This is a genomic window from Exiguobacterium sp. EA-TM-5 (genome assembly GCF_053878415.1).
The window spans coordinates 1,645,190-1,662,127 of sequence record NZ_CM132670.1 but is presented as its reverse complement, the minus strand read 5'-3'; the positions used below and the strand labels follow the sequence as shown (position 1 = coordinate 1,662,127).

The window sequence follows — 16,938 nt, the reverse complement described above, 5'->3', positions numbered from 1 at the left end:
TTCATTTTGCTTGTTTCAGTTGATAGACAAAGGCGAGTGTTTCAGCGAGCGCCTGATAGAACGATTCATCCACTGCCATACCAATTTCTGATTGAGCGAACAACGCCCGCGCGAGCGGACGGTTTTCAACAATCGGGACATCAGCTGCTGTCGCCTTCTCCCGAATCCGGAACGCGACAGCATCTACGCCTTTCGCAACGACGATCGGTGCCATATGTTTTCCGTCATCGTATTGGATCGCTACCGCATAATGTGTCGGGTTCGTGATGACGACATCGGCATTTGGTATTTCTTGCATCATCCGCCGCATCGCCATCTCCCGTTGTTGTTGTTTGATTTTTCCTTTGATTTGAGGGTCACCTTCCGTATTCTTATGTTCGTCCTTTAAATCTTGTTTACTCATTCGAATCGACTTCTCAAAATCAAATTTTTGATAAGCAAAGTCTAAAATGGCTAACGCAATTAAAGCGATACTAACGGACAAACCGAGTAAAAATGTTAAATGACCAATAATAGCTAAAGCATCGCCAATCGGTTCCGAAGTCAACCGCGAAATTTCGACCTTGTTGTTCCATAAGACCGTACCACTCGTCACACCGATGACAAGCAGTTTAAAAACGGATTTTAGAAACTCGACGAGCGCTTTGACGCTAACGATGCGTTTGACACCTTGCAGTGGATTGATACGATCTAGTTTAGGTTGAATCGCCTCACCACTCAGAAGTACACCAATCTGGACGAAATTTCCTAGAATACCGATAACAACCGCAGTTAAGAAAAACGGTGCAACGAGAATTCCCATCTGAATGAGCATCTCGACGAGAATCTGTTCGATCCGTCCCTCCTCGACAGCCTGCAAGACTTGACTTGCACTGAGACCATCTTGTAAAACAAGCACGAATCGCCTTCCTAGAAATGGACCAAAAAAATAGAGGACGAGAAACATCGCGAATAACATAAAACTACTCGTCAAATCCGCTGATTTTGCGACTTGACCCTTCTTACGAGAGTCATCCCGCTTTCGAGGTGTCGCCTTCTCCGTCTTTTCACCAGCGAAGTACTGAAGGTCAAGGCGTAATCGATATGTATACATGTCCTTAACCTCCTAGTAATCGAATGGCATCTGCAAGTACATCTTGTAGTAATGGGACGAATCGACCAATCCCTGTGATCGTCGCACCTGCTAATAAAAACAAGATGGCGTACCCCATCAAAAGTTTGACTGAAAAACCAATTGCAAAAATGTTGAATTGGGGTGCCGTTTTCGCTAAAAAACCGAGTGCGAGATCGACTAAAAATAGTGAAACAACTAGTGGCATTGCCATTTGCAAAGCGGTCAGCATTGCAAGACCAACGACACGGATGACCAAACTCATTCCTGCGTCACCCGACACCGCTATCAGAGTACCCGGCGGAAAGATTTGAAAACTCGTATAGATTCCGTCAAGTAAAATCAGATGCATATTGGAAGCGAGTAGGACGAGTAACGTCAGCATGTAATAAAATCGTCCAACGATGGGTGATTGTCCGCCAAACATCGGATCATAAGCCGAAGCCATCGCAAGTCCCATCTGCAAATCGATGATCGAACCAGCAATTTGTGGCGCATACAATAAAAAACTGGCAAGTAAGCCTAGAGCTAAACCAATCAGGACTTCCGTTCCCATTCGAAAGAAAAAATCGAAATCTTCTACGCGGACATCTGTCTTCACGGCGTAACTCGCAAAGTAAGCTAAACCTGCCGCTAGCGCCAATTTATGCTGCGCAGGTAATTGCTTTGACGAGAACAAGGGAGCCGAAACGAGGAAACCGACGATTCGTCCAAAGACGAGCAGAAAGACACTCAGGAAAGAAAGTAACGTCATTTTCGGGAAACCTCAGCGATTTGCTTAAATAGATCAATCGTAAAGGTCTGTAACTCCTGCATGATCCATGGACCGAAAAAGACGAGTGCTAAAAAGACGGCAACGATCTTCGGAACGAACGATAACGTTTGTTCCTGAATCTGCGTCGTCGCCTGTAAGATACTGACGAGTAGACCGACAACGAGCGAGACGAGTAACAAGGGAGCCGAAACTTTGAGTAATGTCCAGACAGCAGAACTTGCCAACTGAATAATCATTTCTTGAGTCATCTTCTCTCCCCCTAACGCATACTGACAAGCAACGATTCAACGATCAGGTGCCAGCCGTCAACTAAAATAAATAACAATAATTTAAACGGTAACGCAATCATGACAGGTGGCAACATCATCATCCCCATCGACATCAGGACGCTTGAAACAACCATATCAATGACAAGGAAAGGTATGAAGATCATGAACCCGATTTGAAACGCCGTTTTTAATTCACTGATCGCATATGCTGGAACGAGTGCGACAAGTGGAATATCTTCAATCTTTTTTGGTTTTTCATAATTACCGTATTTTAAAAACAACTCTAAATCGTTCGTGCGCGTGTGCTTCGACATGAACCGTTTCATCGTATCTCCCGCATTATCAAACGCTTCATCTTGACTAATTTTATCTGCCATATATGGTTTAAGAGCCGTCGTGTTTAATTCAGATAAGACAGGCGACATGACGAATAACGTGATGAACAAAGCGAGTCCGACGAGTAACTGGTTCGGTGGCGTCTGTTGCGTTCCGAGAGCCGAACGGACGAAAGACAATACGACGACGACACGTGTGAAACAGGTCATTAAGATGAGTAGTGACGGTGCAAGCGATAACAACGTCAATAACACGAGCAGTTTAATGGATGTCGCTGTTCCTGACGGAGTATCGAGTGATATCAGATTCTCAATCGTATTCATGAGCGCCCTCGATTCTTTTGCAGTTGTTCGAGTTGTTGTTTAAACGTCTCAAGAAACGGTGATGGTGATGATTTAGGAGAAGACTCTTCAAAATCCGTCGATTCGTATCCTTCAAAATCATCCAAAGTATCTAATAATTGTACATTTTCACCAACACCGACGACGTAAATCTTACCTTGTATCTTGACTAACTGGACCGATCGATCTTTCCCAAGTGGTACTCCACCTAGATGTGTCAATCGTCCAGAATGTCTAACACCTCGCGTCCGTTCATGAATGAATCGTGTCACAAGGATGAATCCGCCGATCAAGACGATCAGAACGACGATTCCTTTAAAAATGGTCAACGCCATGGAAGGACTCTCATCGACTTGCTGAGTCGCCGGTGCATCGTTCTGAGTTGGATTTAATTTTTCTTCGACTGTTTCTGCATTTACGGGAAGCGCAAGCAAAAACAGTAGACAAATCAGCAAAGTCACTTTTTTCATGACGAGACAGTTTTCGAGACCGCTTCAAGTACACGATCTGCTTGGAACGGTTTGACGATGAAATCTTTCGCACCTGCTTGAATCGCATCGATAACCATCGACTGTTGTCCCATTGCTGAACACATGATGACTTTGGCAGCCGGATTAATTGCTTTAATTTCTTTTAAAGCAGAGATTCCATCCATTTCTGGCATCGTGATATCAAGTGTGACGAGATCTGGTGTTAATTCCTTATACTTCGAAACAGCCTCTAATCCATTCTCCGCTTCACCAACGACATCATAGCCGTTCTTCGATAAAATTTCCTTGATCATCATTCGCATGAAAGCAGCGTCATCTACGATTAATACTTTTGCACTCATTATATAGTTCCTCCTTAGAACATCCGAAGACGTTCTTTTGTATTTACGATTTCTGTAATACGTACTCCGAAATTTTCTTCAATGACAACGACTTCTCCAGTCGCAATCAACGTATTATTTACAAACACATCTACTGGTTCACCTGCTAATTTATCAAGTTCAATGATGGAACCTTGCGTCAGTTCTAAAATATCTCTAACCGATCGTCGCGTACGTCCTAGTTCAACCGTGACGTTCAATGGCACGTCATACAACATACCAATATTAGAAGGTGTTCCGTCTACTTGTGCATCACTTAATTGACCGAATTGGACAGGACTGACAGCAACACTCTCTTTCACTACTTGCTCCTGAACTGGAGCAGGTTTTGCAGGCGGCGGAGAAGCTTCAACGACCGGTGACGGCTTAGGTTGAGTATGTGCCGCAGGTTGAACCGGTGAAGGTTCATGTGATACTTCAGTACTCGCTAAGAACAACTTTTGAATGAGTTGTTTCGAAAACTCGAGCGGTGCCAACTGTACGATTTTCGAATCAATCAATGTACCGATTTTCAAATCGAACTCAATGATGACCATGCTGTCCCAAAGAGAGAAACTATCTACGATACTTTTCTCTTGAGAAAAATCAAAGATTTCAACAGCTGGAGGTGAGATATCAATTCTCATGGAGAATACCGTTGACATCGATGTAGCGGCAGCTCCCATCATTTGGTTCATCGCTTCTTGTACAGCTGAGAGCGCAATCGGCTCCATCTCAGCAGTCTCATCAATGACACCATCTCCACCCATCATTAAGTTCGCAATAATGGAGGCATCTCGTTGTGTTAAGATGAGGACATTTTCACCTTTAAAACCTTCTGTATATCCAACGCGTAAAGCAACATGCGGAATTGGATACCGACTTCTTAGTTCATCCATCGTAATCATTCGAACATGTGGCGTCGTGATTTCTACTTTTTGATTCAATAACGCGGATAAAGCCGTAGCTGAATTCCCTAAAGAAATATTCCCAACTTCTCCAAGTGCATCGATTTCCATTTCGTCTAAAACTTCTTCATCAGATTGGCTATCGCTCACATCATCAGAATCAGATGGCGCTCCTCTTAATAAAGCATCGATCTCATCTTGCGAAAGCATATCGCTCATGTTATTCCTCCTCAATTCGTTGTATGACTTGTAAAGCGAGATGCTTCCCATTTAGACCTGGTCGCGCCTTGAACATTTTACGATCATCGACGAACAGTTCAACCGGATCAGATGTACGTGTCTTCAGGGATAGACAGTCGCCAACTTCGAGGTGTAACAACTCACCAAACGACAGATCCGTCTGGCCAAGCACTGCTTTCAAATCGACGACAGAACTCATTAATTGAGTCTGCATATGTTCAGACGCTTGATCATTGATTGATTTACGTTTATCTTGTTGCATCCAAAAATGACTGGATAGTTTAGGTAAAATCGGTTCCAACGTGACGAAAGGTAAACATACATTTAATGTGCCACTCACTTCGCCGACAGTTACATAAATGGACACGAGTATAACCGTTTCGTTTGGAGAAACGAGCTGAAGAAATTGTGGATTAATCTCAAGATCATCATATTCAGCTTCTAATTCTGTAATCGATTCCCATGCTGCTCCGTATTGTACGAATGCTCGTTTAAACAACTGCGTTAAAATTCGTGTTTCAATTTCTGTTAAGTTCTCAATTTTGTTCATTCCTTCGCCCGGTCCACCAAGAAGTCGATCTAACATGGCATATGCAATGTTTGGATTCACTTCAAAAATGACTTTCCCGTCTAATGGCTGAAGGTTGACCAAATTGATTAATGTCATATTTGGAATAGAATGAATAAATTCGTCATAAGGCAGTTGTTCCACCGTATTCACAGTAAACTGGACATATGTTCTTAACTGAGCTGAAAAGTGAGTCGTTAGCACTCGAGCAAATTGCTCATGAATGCGCGTTAAATTTCGTAATTGGTCTTTAGAGAAACGAAGAGCACGCTTGAAATCATACACTTTAACGCGACGCTCTTCTTCTTGACTCCTGATTTCCTCAACTTCCATATCTCCACTTGAAATAGCTGATAGCAAGGCGTCAATTTCATGTTGTGATAATACTTCGCTCATGCTGCCACCTCACTGGATGATTTTTTTCGTAGTGTAGACACGTTGTACATCACCCTCTTGGATGAGTTTTTTGAACTGGACACGCAGTTTTTCTTCCAGTTTCTCCATGTCGGCTTTCGAATCCAAATCCGATTTTTTCATGGTAGATAAATCTCCGAGAATGATATTGTTAATTTGAAATTTACGCAATTCTAGATCATCCCGTGTCTTCTGGTCATCGGTTACGATCGTGAATTGTACATTCAAGAAACGTTCATCTGAGATGTTCGTCGTCAAATCATCAGTCTGAAGACTTCGTGCGTCTAGCTCTTCTCCAGTCGGCTGTTCTACTTTTGCTTTCGTTTCATCTGGAGCAATCAGATATTTCATTACCATGTATCCAGCTCCAACCATCATGAGAGCAACGATGACCATGATCAATGGTAATTTAAGCTTACTTTTCTTTTTCTCTTCTTCCGCCATCATCGATCCTCCTTATACTCGTCAAACCGGTTAATCCGATTTGACGATAAAATTGAATTGCCGCCTCCGTTACTTCCTCCATCGATTCTTGCACGACATAAGTTTGTCCACCAATGAGATGAATCGTCGTATCAGGAGTCGAACGAATGGATTCAATCAAGCTAGCATTAATGACTAATGGTGTTTTCCGTAACGTCGTTAACTGAATCATCGTTTCAGATTCACGAGTTCTTCTAACACTTGGTCACTCGTTGTAATAATTCGTGTGTTTGCCTGGAAACCACGCTGTGCAATGATCATTTCCGTAAATTCTTCTGACAAATCGACGTTTGACATCTCGAGTGTTCCGGATGTCAATTGACCGAGACCTTTAGTGCTCGGTGTTCCTATTGCTGCTCCACCTGAGTTTTGCGAAGCCGAGAATAAGTTCACGCCTGATTTTTCAAGACCACCCGGGTTAGGGAAGTTTGCTAATGTAATGTACCCTACCGTAGTTAACGCACCTGTATTATTTACATAAGTGACTAATCCATCTTTCCCAATAGATAAGTTTCGTGCATCGGTAGGGATTTTTAATTTTTGGTAACCGGCAGTCGGCGTTGCAGGTGCATCCGGTAAGTTGTTAGGAACAGGAACGGTTGGAACAGTAGCTGTTCCAGTACCAACAACGTAGTTTCCATCACCAGTAACGATGTTTCCATCTAAATCTGTATAGAAGTTTCCAGATCTCGTATATCGAACACCTTCCGCTGTCATGACTTGATAGAATCCTTCTCCTGAAATCCCGACGTCAAGCGTCCGACCTGTATTTTGAAGTGCTCCTTGGTTGTAAACGTTATCGACTGTTGACATCGATGCCCCGAGACCAACTTGTTTTGGGTTTGTTCCCCCGACATTACCACCAGCACCTGAAGCAGATCCGACAGATTGGTTAACTAAATCCTTGAACGTGACACGCCCTTTTTTATAACCGAATGTATTGACGTTTGCGATGTTGTTACCGACGACATCCAATTTCGTTTGGAAGTTTTTCAATCCACTGATTCCTGAATACATTGAACGTAACATTATTTTTCCTCCTTAGATTTGATTTGCGTCAGGTCATACACACTGACCCGTTTACCGTTCGATAATTCAGCGATGACATCCACACCATCTCGTTTGACACTTAGTACAGTTGCTGTCTCTTCCGTTGAAGAGGTTTCACCCTCAGCGTTAGAAGACGGTGTATAACTGACATCTTTTCCAATCAGGTTACTGTACGTCATTAGCGCACCTGCATGCTGGTTTAGGATCATCGTTTCCATGCCTTTTCCAATCGATTGCATCTGTTCTAACGAAGAAAACTGAGCCATTTGGGCAATGAACTCTTTATCTTCCATTGGAGCTGTTGGATCTTGGTTCGATAACTGGGCGATTAAAATCTTCATGAACATATCTTTATCCATCGAGTTGTTGGATACGGTTTGCTTTTTTTCAGGTAACTGAAACGAAGAACCGTCATTTTTAATCCCTTCCGTCATCTTCTTCCTCCTCTCGCTCTTCTTCTTGCTGATGTGAAGAAGATTCCTGTTTTTCCTGTTCACGTCGTTCTGAAGAGAATCCTTGTTCAAATTCTCTTGCTGCCGTAGCAATGATACCTGTTTCGATTTTCACAACCGGACTCTGTTGATGTAGTGTCGTATGTAGTTTTCCGAGTTGTTGTTCAATCAATTGCTTTGTTTGCTCATTCGCCATGAAAAGCTTAATCGTAAGTTCATTTCCTTTTCGATCTACTTGAACGACTAGTTCACCTAACTGTTCAGGATATAAACGAATAGAGATTTTTGAAGAACCATCTTTACCGTTTATAAAAGGTGCTTGTTTTAACGCCGCTTCGATTCGATTCACGATTTGCTCATCGACTGGTAAAAACGGAACTGTGCGATTCACACTATTGAAAAGTAGCGCATGATTCATTCGGTTTACACTTACTGCTGGAGCTGCTGTATTGGCTTTAATATCTTGTTCTAATGCCGAGGATGGCTCTTGACTTTGTTTCTGAACGACATTCGCCATTTTATTCTGACCCGTTTCCATCAACTTCTCTTTTGACGAAGTCAGCTCATTTTTGACGGGTAGAATCAAATTCTCCATGTTTTCTTCTACTGGAGACGTCCCGATACTCTGCACAGGATTTGCTTCTGGCTTCAATTGCTGATTCTGTTTCTGCAATACATTTCCTATCAATGTATTGATTTGAGCGGGAGTGATGGATGATTGATCGAGTAGCTGAACAGCAGATTCGATATTTCCTTCTTGAATCGCCTTTAAAATCTGAACAATCTCTCGATGCTTCACCGAGTGAATTGGAAGGCTACTAACTTCAGGTTGCTCCAGCACTTCTAAAATCATTTCTGGGTGATCCATAAGCGACTGGATATTTTGAAGCAATACAGCCTTTTCAGATTTTCCATCTACATCTACACGTTCCGAATCTTTTAGTGATACATCCGGAATTCCTTGATTTACAGTCAAGTCATTCTTCGTTAGAAATTGCAAAAGCGTCGCAAATTTACCGGCTGCATCTGTTGCGTTCCCCATCTCATCGGTACCTATCGCTGTTCCTTGTACCGGATTCATTTGAAGATCTGAAATATTCATGTCCTCACCTCTATTCCGAAGCTAATAGTTGAGTTAATGCTGCTGCTTTTTTTGCATCCATTTTGGCAATGATTGCAGCTTGCTGTTCTGCATCGATGTTCTCGATGATCGAAACCACTTCAGTTGGGCTGAGCTCATTAAAGATTAACGCAGCTTCTTTAGGTGACATTTCAGCATATACATCAGATACTGGTGTTTTCTTAGTTTTCTTCTCACTCGCAGAAGTAGTTGAAGCAGCAGGAGCTGATGCTTTTTTCAACTGATCCCGTTCTGAAATTAGTTTTGTGATTTCTTGTTCTTTCACTTGCAACGTTTGCTTTTGTTCTTCTTTTTCATTGCGTAATTTCTTGATTTCGCTGTTTGCTACTTTTAAACGTTTGACCAACTCTTGGTCATTAGAGGTAGCAGTAGATTTTGCTGTTTTTTCTGTATCGAACGGTAAAGATAATAATGGTCTTCCGTTCGCATAATTCAACACGAAGTATGCTGTCAGCAAGATGATGATAAACGGGATGATCACTAAAGGTAATATCCACTGCTTTGATGTTTTTTGTTCACTCATATCATTTGACCTCTTTTAAAGTGTAGAAGAGATAGCTCATCTAGTTGATTTTGTTCTAATATCGCAAGTTCTCGCCTTACTTCAAAAAAATGATTTTCTTGCAGTTTGGTGAATTTTTTCTCTTCAATCATGGCTTCTTTCAAATCCGACTGAGCCTTTTCATATACATTTTTAGCTTGTGTCACAAACAACTGTTGTCTCTCGATTTGTTGTTTTACAACATCTCTAGCTCTTTCACGATATTGCGAATCAACCAACTCGATTCTTCCAATCTGATTTTGTTCTTTTAAAAATGTTTCATAACGAATCAACAAATGGTAAAGCTTTTGCATCTCGTCTTCATATCGCATCTTTTTTTCAGCTGTTTCTTTCGAGACTCGATCCTTTTCCGCTTCAGCGAGCGGAATTATTCGTTCGTATATCGTTCGCATGTCCGCTCTCCTTATGGAATAATCTGAAATAGCCTTTCAATTGCAGCATCTAAATCACTCACTTCATGGACAGACTGTTTTAGAAATTCGATGAGTTGAGGGTAAATTTGAATAGCCCGATCGATTTCTGGATTTGTTCCGCTTTTATACGCTCCAATGTTAATCAAATCTTCCGCATCTAAATAAGTAGAAAGAAGCTGACGAAAAACGATGGCCTTTTGTTTATGCTCTTCTGAAGTGATTTGATTCATGACACGACTGATGGAGCGTAATACATGAATCGCAGGATATTGTCCTTTGTTCGCCAAATTCCGATCCAGTACAAAGTGACCATCCAAAATTCCACGTACAGCATCTGCAATCGGTTCATTCATATCATCCCCATCAACCAAGACAGTGTAGAACGCGGTAATAGAACCTTGTTCAGTCTTACCGCTTCGCTCTAAAAGTTGCGGAAGTAGTGCAAAGACACTTGGTGTATATCCTTTTGAAGCGGGAGGTTCACCTGTTGCTAGTCCGATTTCACGTTGTGCCATTGCGAATCGTGTAACGGAGTCCATCATAAGGACAACATTTTTCCCTTGATCTCGAAAGTACTCAGCAATCGCCGTCGCAGTGTAAGCTCCTTTAAGTCGGACTAAGGGCGATTGATCACTTGTTGCAACAACGATGATCGACCGACTCATTCCTTCCTCGCCTAATTCAGCTTCGATGAACTCTTTAACTTCACGTCCACGCTCTCCAATTAAAGCAATCACGTTGATATCCGCAGTCGATCGTTTTGCAATCATTCCTAGAAGTGTTGACTTCCCGACACCCGATCCCGCAAATAACCCAACACGCTGTCCTTCACCTACTGTTAACAACGTATCAATCGCTCGTATGCCAGTAGAGAGTACTTCACTAATGCGTGGACGACTTAACGGGCTTGGTGGCTTCCTAACAATTGATGTTGTTTTTAAATGATCCAGATTTTCACCGTCTAACGGTCTTCCTAGTCCATCTAACACTTGACCGATCAATTCTTCCCCTACAGGAACATGTAACGGTTTGCCTGAAGCAATAACGATAGACCCTGGAGCGATTGCCGTCGTTTCACCATAAGGCATAAGTAAAACATGCCCCTCTTTAAAGCCAACGACCTCTGCTTCAATTTCATGATGCGCGTTCAATTGAATAAAACAGCGTTCTCCAATTGATACAGCCGTTGGTCCTCTCGATTCGATCATCAACCCGATTACTTGGACAACTTTTCCTGAATGTCGAAGAAGATCATCAAATTTAATGTCTTGAATCGCTTCTTGCAAATGTTGAACTTTATACATCCGTCAACACCTCAAAAATCTTTTTCTCAAGATTTTTAAAACTGGAGTGTAAACCACCAGTAATAGCACCATTTTCAGAATCGATTCTAAAATCACGTGGGGACAATTCTGGATCTAACCGAAGTTGAACACTGACTGTTGCCCCAAGAATGGATTGAATCTTATCTTCCATCATGACTAAACGTTCAAAATCTTGAGGTGAGGCATAGATAAACACCTTCTCACGATCTCTAAACTGAATCAGTAGTTTATGAATCATTTTGTACAATGTCTCTTCATCGGAATCTAATAGATTTTCTAGGAATAAATGCGTCGTTTGAAGAGCAGCTACACATAGATCATGTTCCATCATCATGAGTTTCTCTTGAAAACGTTGCTCTAATTTCTCACTTAATGCATTTAAGTCTGTCATTGCCTTATCATACGTTGCTAAGCCACTAGATTGCCCTTCAACAAATCCTGCTTCATACCCTTGCAGCGTTGCCGCCTCGAGCGTTCTTACCTTTTCTTGTTCAAATTGCTCTAGTCTTAATTCTTGTTCTTCCATCAATCGTTTTTCTAAAAGTGTCAATTGATTCTGACGTTCTAACCATTCTTCTTCATAGGAAATCGTAACGAGATTACTGTCATGATCAACGTTTTCAGACGAAGCTACTGGTTGATGAATCAAACGCTGTGATTTAGACAGGACACTCTGTCGTTTAATGACGTTAGACAACGATATCATCTCCTCCACCGCGTGCGACGACGATCTCACCCATATCTTCTAAACGACGAATGATACCGACGATTCGACTTTGCGCTTCTTCTACGTCGCGTAATCGAACTGGACCCATGAACTCCATATCTTCCTTGAACGACTCGACCATCCGCTGAGACATGTTCCGGTACACCATGTCTTTAACGTCATCAGATGATACTTTCAATGCTAAAAGGAGATCCTCATTTGAAACTTCACGAATGATACGTTGAATCGCACGTGCATCCAATGTGACGATATCCTCAAATACGAACATCCGCTTTTTGATTTCCTCAGCTAATTCAGGATCTTGAATTTCAAGCGTATCCAAAATCGTTCGTTCAGTCGTTCGGTCAACACCATTTAACACTTGAACGACCGCTTCAATTCCGCCTGACTGAGCATAATCTTGCATTCCTGCTTGAGACAGATTCCGTTCTAAAATCAATTCAACCTCGCTAATGATTTCTGGATTCATTCGATCCATCGTAGCAATTCGTCTTGCTACATCCGACTGTGCCTCTGCCGGAAGCTCAGAAAGGATTTGCCCTGACTTCGCTGGATCCAAATGAGCCAGCACTAAAGCAATCGTTTGAGGATGTTCGTTTTGAATGAAATTTAATAATTGTTTTGAGTCTGCTTTTCGTGCAAATTCAAATGGACGTACTTGAAGTGTTGACGTGAGGCGATGGATGAGTTCCATCGCCTTCTCTTCACCAACCGCTTTTTCTAAAACGGATTTTGCAAAACCGATACCACCTTGCGTGATATAGTTTTGTGCCATCGCTAAATCATGGAATTCATCGAGAACACCCGCTTTATCTTCAGGATCAATCCGTTTCATACTTGAAATTTGTAACGTCAACCATTCCATCTCTTCTTCACTTAAATGCTTATATACATTTGCCGCGACTTCTGGACCTAATGAAATCATTAGGACGGCAGCCTTTTCACGACTATTCATCTCTAATTTCTTCATAGGATCAATCCTCCGCTAACCAAGTTCTAAGCAGTTTTGCAAATTCGTCTGGATTTGACGCTGCTAATTTTTCCAATTGTTTTCGTTTTTGAGCTTCATTGCTATTATCTTCAGTTGATAGCTCCGGAATTTCTGTTTCAATTGGAGTCCATTCCTCTAAGCTCTCTTCTTCGTCTTTTTTACGTTTACGAACCATGAAGAAAATCATACCTATGATGACTAAGGCTGCTGCACCTAATGCAAACCAAACCCACATAGGGATTGCTTCTGAAGTAGCCGTCTGTTTCGTTGTCGTGTTGGCAAACGGTCGGGACATGACAACTACTTTGTTCGTTAATTCCGCATCTGTTAACGTCGTTTTAGCATCTTTTTTCGTAATGGATGTTCGGATGATGGAATACATCATCGTCTGCAAGTCTGTTTGTAACTGTGGGTCAATTTGAGTCTGACCCTTTGGTGGTTCTACTATGATTTGAATTCCTAAGTCACGAATTTCATACGGTGCCCCAGAAATCTGTTTCGTGATTCGATTTACTTCATAGTTAATAATGTCGTGTGTTTTATCGCTCGTATCTCCAGCTTGACCATTTCCTGTCGGGAAATTGATTGTTTCATTTTCACCAGTTCCGGCAGTTCCTTGGTTCGCTGCACCTGTGTATGCTTCAGCTACTTTTTCTGCCGAAGTGACGATTCCTTGGATTTTATCTGGATCTACTGGTTCCACTAGCTTTTGTTCTTCTTGACGTTTCGTAACATCTACATCGGCTGTGACCGATACGAGTGCTTTTTGTGGTCCAAGAACAACAGAAAGCATTTGTTGGATTTGTTTACGTAAATCATTCTCCGTTGTTTTCTTAAGCGCCATCGGATCTGTACCACCGGCCGTTTGTGTCGCATTACCCGGTTCGTAGTACGTAAAGTACTGATCCATGATCGTAATGTTTTCTTCCTTGAGATTTGGAATACTCTTTGCAATCAAATGATATAGACCTTGAACCGTTTGGTTATTCAAGTTACTTCCTGCGCTTGATGTCAAGACAACAGACACCGTCGAAGATTCTTTTTCGTCAGATAAAAAGACGCTTTTTTCAGGAAGAGTGATCATGACTTTCGCAGATTCAATTCCGTTGACTTGCGTAATCAAGTTTTCAAGCTCCGTCTGCATCGTATCCCGTTCCAAAATATTCATTTCTTTATCCGTTGTTCCGAATCCCGCATTTTCACTAAAGAAGGAATAATCAATTTGACCAGACTTTGGAATACCAGCCGATGCTAATTCGACTTTTAAATTCTCGACATTCGCCTCCGGAACAAGAATTGTCACGCCATTAGCTTCACTAACGACTTCAGATGGAATACCATCCTCGTTTAGTTTTTCCGTCACTTGTCCGGCTTCTTGTGGTGATAATTTTGAATAAAGGGGTGTCATCGTTGGTTTCGACAACCAGAGAATAGCGACGATCAATGCTGCTAAAACGACGATAATACTTCCAAGAATCGTCGCCTTTTTAGCGAGTGACCATGATTTCCACGTTGTATTAATGGTGTTCCATCTTGCTTTTAATCCTTCGTTCATTCAACATCTCCCACGCTTTCCTTAACATTCACAGTTGCATACGCATCATTTCTTGGTATGCTTCGATGCCCTTATTCCGGACCTCAATGGCGAGTTGCATAGAGAGAGATGCTTCTTCTGTTTTAATCATAATATTATGTAGATCTGTCGACTTACCCGTCGCCAAATCTACTCGTGCTTGAGATGAAGCGCTTTGTGTAGCGTTTAATCCATTCATTGCTTGACTTAACACTTCGCTAAAATCACTTGGTGTGGTTTTAGGAGTCATTTGATTTTGAAGAATTGGTTGTAATCCTTGAATCGCTTGAATTGCCATGGTCATACATCATCCCTTCATTCTTACTTACCGATCTCCATCGCTTTAACGAGCATTGCTTTCGTCGCGTTAAGAGCTGTCACGTTTGCTTCATAAGATCGTGTCGCACCCATCATATCAACCATTTCTTTTAAAATATCGACATTCGGCATTTTGACATACCCAAGCTCGTCGGCATCAGGATGACTTGGGTTGTATTCTAATTTAAAAGGCTCTTCATCTTTTCGAAGTTCACTAACCGTCACACCATTAGCTGTTTCTTTAAGAACCGCTAATTTACGAGCATAGGGTTGCCACTGACCATCTACAAGTTCCCCCCGTGTCGTTTGAGCATTTGCGATATTTGCTGAGACCGTATCGAGCCGAAGACGTTGTGCAGTTAATCCTGATGCAGAAGTATGAAATCCACCGAACATACTCACTTTTATCTGCCTCCTCTAATTACTGATTGGATCCCTGAGAATTTACGATTCAACTGTTCTACTAATGCCTCATACTTGATCTGATTGCGTGATAATTCAGACATCTCGAAATCGATATCGACACCATTTCCATCGTTGCGCATAGAAGTCGATTGCTCAACGATTGAACCTTGTGCATCAATCTGAGCATGACGCTTTAGACTCATTTTCATTTGAGAGTCTAGTACATCCGAAAACACTAAACGCTGTGCTTTGTATCCAGGTGTATCAACATTCGCGATATTTTTAGATATTACTTTTTGAGAATCTACAGTACGATTGACTGCTTTGGTAAGTAAAGAATAATCGGAGCCTAACCAATCCATGTATCCGCCCTCCATATATGAATAGTTTGGAATTGAAGAATATTAAAACTAGTAAGTCATTAGTAACATATCTGAAATAATTGAAACAAATAGGTCAATGTTTGAAAAGGATAAATTTTAAAAAAAGGGTAATGAGATGTTGATTTTTCACCTTTAATTACCATTTTGTTCAAAAATGATAAATATTACCTATGCATCTACTAAAAGAAAAATGTTTAATTAATAAAAATGAACTAATTTATTATTTACATAAAATGTCTAAAGAAAGATTTAAAATATTTCGTTCATAAGCAACAGAATTGATTATACATCTAATGCGGATTGAAAAAAACACCAAATTGTAATTTCTTTGAATAAATATAAAAATAGTCCCTTCTCTTTTAACTTTTTTATCCACCCCTTTTATTGGTATTCCACTTCACTAAAACTCCATAAAAAAAAACGATTCTTCTCACCATGGAAAAGAATCGTTCATCAGATACAGACGTTGGAATCACTAATGAAAATCCCCCTGTATCTCATCATTATTTTTTAGTTCGATTTAATTCGTTCTAATTCATAAAGGAAGTTGTCGTTCAAGATTTTAATGTACGTTCCTTTCATTCCGAGTGAACGTGACTCGATGACACCAGCACTTTCGAGCTTACGAAGCGCGTTGACGATAACGGAACGAGTGATACCAACGCGATCCGCAATCTTTGAAGCGACGAGTAACCCTTCATTTCCTTCGAGTTCTTCGAAGATATGTTCAATCGCTTCGAGTTCAGAATAAGACAATGAATTGATTGCCATCTGGACAACTGCTTTCTTACGTGCCTTGTCTTCTGCCTCATGTGCCTTCTCACGAAGGATTTCCATTCCAACGACTGTCGCACCGTACTCAGCAAGCACAAGGTCTTCTTCGTTGAAGTCTTCGACCATACGACCAAGGACAAGCGTACCAAGTCGTTCTCCACCACCGATAATGGGTACGATCGTCGTTTTCGACGTTTCGAACGTATCACGGTTGTCGACTGGGAATGCCGTATGTTCGCTATCGATGGCAATGTTTGCTGTCGTTTCAGTGACGTTAAATAATTTTTTCGTATAATCTTCCGGGAATTGACGTTCTTCTAAGAAACCACGGACCCGGTCATTTTCGATTTGTTGCTTGATTGCGATACCCAGTAACTTACCGCGCCGACTTACGATGAACGTGTTTGATTCCATGACTTCACTGAGACGGTCAGCCATGACCTTGAAATCAACATGTGTGCTCGCTTCCTGTTGTAACATCGTATTCAGCTTCCGCGTTTTCGCCAATAAATTCATTTTTTCTTCCTCC

23 protein-coding genes are annotated in these 16,938 nt (G+C 41.5%); all 23 read right to left on the bottom strand.

All coding sequences use genetic code 11. The features are described from left to right. Position 1 precedes the first annotated feature (1 nt). Positions 2-1,093 (bottom strand): flagellar biosynthesis protein FlhB, encoded by a 1,092-nt coding sequence (flhB, locus tag ACV3PA_RS08520; protein ID WP_053453780.1) that lies wholly within the window; start codon positions 1,091-1,093, stop codon positions 2-4. A gap of 4 nt (positions 1,094-1,097) precedes the next feature. After that, a complete protein-coding gene (fliR, locus tag ACV3PA_RS08515) occupies positions 1,098-1,865 on the bottom strand; it encodes a flagellar biosynthetic protein FliR (RefSeq protein WP_456124449.1) in 768 nt (255 codons plus the stop codon). Beyond that, the gene (fliQ, locus tag ACV3PA_RS08510) at positions 1,862-2,134 is read right to left on the bottom strand and encodes a flagellar biosynthesis protein FliQ (protein ID WP_023468705.1); all 273 of its coding nucleotides are present in this window, start codon (positions 2,132-2,134) and stop codon (positions 1,862-1,864) included. Before fliQ ends, fliR begins: the two co-directional genes overlap by 4 nt. 11 nt (positions 2,135-2,145) lie before the next feature. Then, complete coding sequence (gene fliP, locus ACV3PA_RS08505) at positions 2,146-2,814, bottom strand: flagellar type III secretion system pore protein FliP (protein ID WP_053453782.1); 669 nt, start codon at positions 2,812-2,814, stop codon at positions 2,146-2,148. Continuing rightward, a complete protein-coding gene (locus tag ACV3PA_RS08500; RefSeq protein ID WP_456124448.1) occupies positions 2,811-3,302 on the bottom strand; it encodes a flagellar biosynthetic protein FliO in 492 nt (163 codons plus the stop codon). The genes fliP and ACV3PA_RS08500 overlap by 4 nt, the downstream gene beginning before the upstream one ends. Further along, entirely contained in the window at positions 3,299-3,664 is a 366-nt protein-coding gene (locus ACV3PA_RS08495; RefSeq protein WP_023468708.1) for a response regulator, read from the bottom strand. The genes ACV3PA_RS08500 and ACV3PA_RS08495 overlap by 4 nt, the downstream gene beginning before the upstream one ends. A 14-nt stretch (positions 3,665-3,678) precedes the next feature. Next, positions 3,679-4,809: a flagellar motor switch phosphatase FliY gene (gene fliY / locus ACV3PA_RS08490; protein WP_456124447.1), complete on the bottom strand. Its 1,131-nt coding sequence runs from the start codon at positions 4,807-4,809 to the stop codon at positions 3,679-3,681. A gap of 1 nt (position 4,810) precedes the next feature. Continuing rightward, a complete protein-coding gene (gene fliM, locus ACV3PA_RS08485; RefSeq protein WP_023468710.1) occupies positions 4,811-5,794 on the bottom strand; it encodes a flagellar motor switch protein FliM in 984 nt (327 codons plus the stop codon). 9 nt (positions 5,795-5,803) lie between these two features. Further along, entirely contained in the window at positions 5,804-6,256 is a 453-nt protein-coding gene (locus ACV3PA_RS08480) for a flagellar basal body-associated FliL family protein (RefSeq protein ID WP_023468711.1), read from the bottom strand. Next, positions 6,228-6,467 (bottom strand): flagellar FlbD family protein, encoded by a 240-nt coding sequence (locus tag ACV3PA_RS08475; protein ID WP_456124446.1) that lies wholly within the window; start codon positions 6,465-6,467, stop codon positions 6,228-6,230. The genes ACV3PA_RS08480 and ACV3PA_RS08475 overlap by 29 nt, the downstream gene beginning before the upstream one ends. Further along, positions 6,464-7,324, bottom strand: coding sequence for a flagellar basal body rod protein FlgG (gene flgG / locus ACV3PA_RS08470; RefSeq protein WP_053453785.1), 861 nt, complete (start codon positions 7,322-7,324; stop codon positions 6,464-6,466). The genes ACV3PA_RS08475 and flgG overlap by 4 nt, the downstream gene beginning before the upstream one ends. Further along, positions 7,324-7,779 carry a flagellar hook assembly protein FlgD gene (gene flgD / locus ACV3PA_RS08465; RefSeq protein ID WP_053453786.1) on the bottom strand — a complete coding sequence of 152 codons (456 nt, stop codon included), beginning with the start codon at positions 7,777-7,779 and terminating at the stop codon, positions 7,324-7,326. Before flgD ends, flgG begins: the two co-directional genes overlap by 1 nt. Next, positions 7,763-8,899 (bottom strand): flagellar hook-length control protein FliK, encoded by a 1,137-nt coding sequence (locus tag ACV3PA_RS08460; RefSeq protein WP_053453787.1) that lies wholly within the window; start codon positions 8,897-8,899, stop codon positions 7,763-7,765. Before ACV3PA_RS08460 ends, flgD begins: the two co-directional genes overlap by 17 nt. Positions 8,900-8,909: 10 nt before the next feature. After that, positions 8,910-9,461, bottom strand: coding sequence for a MotE family protein (locus ACV3PA_RS08455; protein WP_456124445.1), 552 nt, complete (start codon positions 9,459-9,461; stop codon positions 8,910-8,912). Then, positions 9,458-9,892 carry a flagellar export protein FliJ gene (locus ACV3PA_RS08450; RefSeq protein WP_053453789.1) on the bottom strand — a complete coding sequence of 145 codons (435 nt, stop codon included), beginning with the start codon at positions 9,890-9,892 and terminating at the stop codon, positions 9,458-9,460. The genes ACV3PA_RS08455 and ACV3PA_RS08450 overlap by 4 nt, the downstream gene beginning before the upstream one ends. A gap of 11 nt (positions 9,893-9,903) precedes the next feature. Continuing rightward, positions 9,904-11,217, bottom strand: coding sequence for a flagellar protein export ATPase FliI (gene fliI, locus ACV3PA_RS08445; RefSeq protein ID WP_053453790.1), 1,314 nt, complete (start codon positions 11,215-11,217; stop codon positions 9,904-9,906). Continuing rightward, entirely contained in the window at positions 11,210-11,935 is a 726-nt protein-coding gene (locus ACV3PA_RS08440; RefSeq protein ID WP_456124444.1) for a FliH/SctL family protein, read from the bottom strand. The genes fliI and ACV3PA_RS08440 overlap by 8 nt, the downstream gene beginning before the upstream one ends. Then, the gene (fliG, locus tag ACV3PA_RS08435) at positions 11,928-12,935 is read right to left on the bottom strand and encodes a flagellar motor switch protein FliG (protein ID WP_023468720.1); all 1,008 of its coding nucleotides are present in this window, start codon (positions 12,933-12,935) and stop codon (positions 11,928-11,930) included. Before fliG ends, ACV3PA_RS08440 begins: the two co-directional genes overlap by 8 nt. Positions 12,936-12,939: 4 nt before the next feature. Next, the gene (gene fliF / locus ACV3PA_RS08430; protein WP_053453792.1) at positions 12,940-14,511 is read right to left on the bottom strand and encodes a flagellar basal-body MS-ring/collar protein FliF; all 1,572 of its coding nucleotides are present in this window, start codon (positions 14,509-14,511) and stop codon (positions 12,940-12,942) included. Between the two features lie 28 nt (positions 14,512-14,539). Then, positions 14,540-14,827: a flagellar hook-basal body complex protein FliE gene (gene fliE, locus ACV3PA_RS08425; RefSeq protein WP_035396905.1), complete on the bottom strand. Its 288-nt coding sequence runs from the start codon at positions 14,825-14,827 to the stop codon at positions 14,540-14,542. A 23-nt stretch (positions 14,828-14,850) separates the two neighbouring features. Beyond that, on the bottom strand, positions 14,851-15,249 hold the full coding sequence (flgC, locus tag ACV3PA_RS08420) for a flagellar basal body rod protein FlgC (RefSeq protein ID WP_023468723.1): 399 nt from the start codon (positions 15,247-15,249) through the stop codon (positions 14,851-14,853). Between the two features lie 2 nt (positions 15,250-15,251). Further along, the gene (gene flgB / locus ACV3PA_RS08415; RefSeq protein ID WP_456124443.1) at positions 15,252-15,614 is read right to left on the bottom strand and encodes a flagellar basal body rod protein FlgB; all 363 of its coding nucleotides are present in this window, start codon (positions 15,612-15,614) and stop codon (positions 15,252-15,254) included. Between the two features lie 531 nt (positions 15,615-16,145). After that, positions 16,146-16,925, bottom strand: coding sequence for a GTP-sensing pleiotropic transcriptional regulator CodY (gene codY / locus ACV3PA_RS08410; RefSeq protein ID WP_023468725.1), 780 nt, complete (start codon positions 16,923-16,925; stop codon positions 16,146-16,148). Positions 16,926-16,938: the final 13 nt, after the last annotated feature.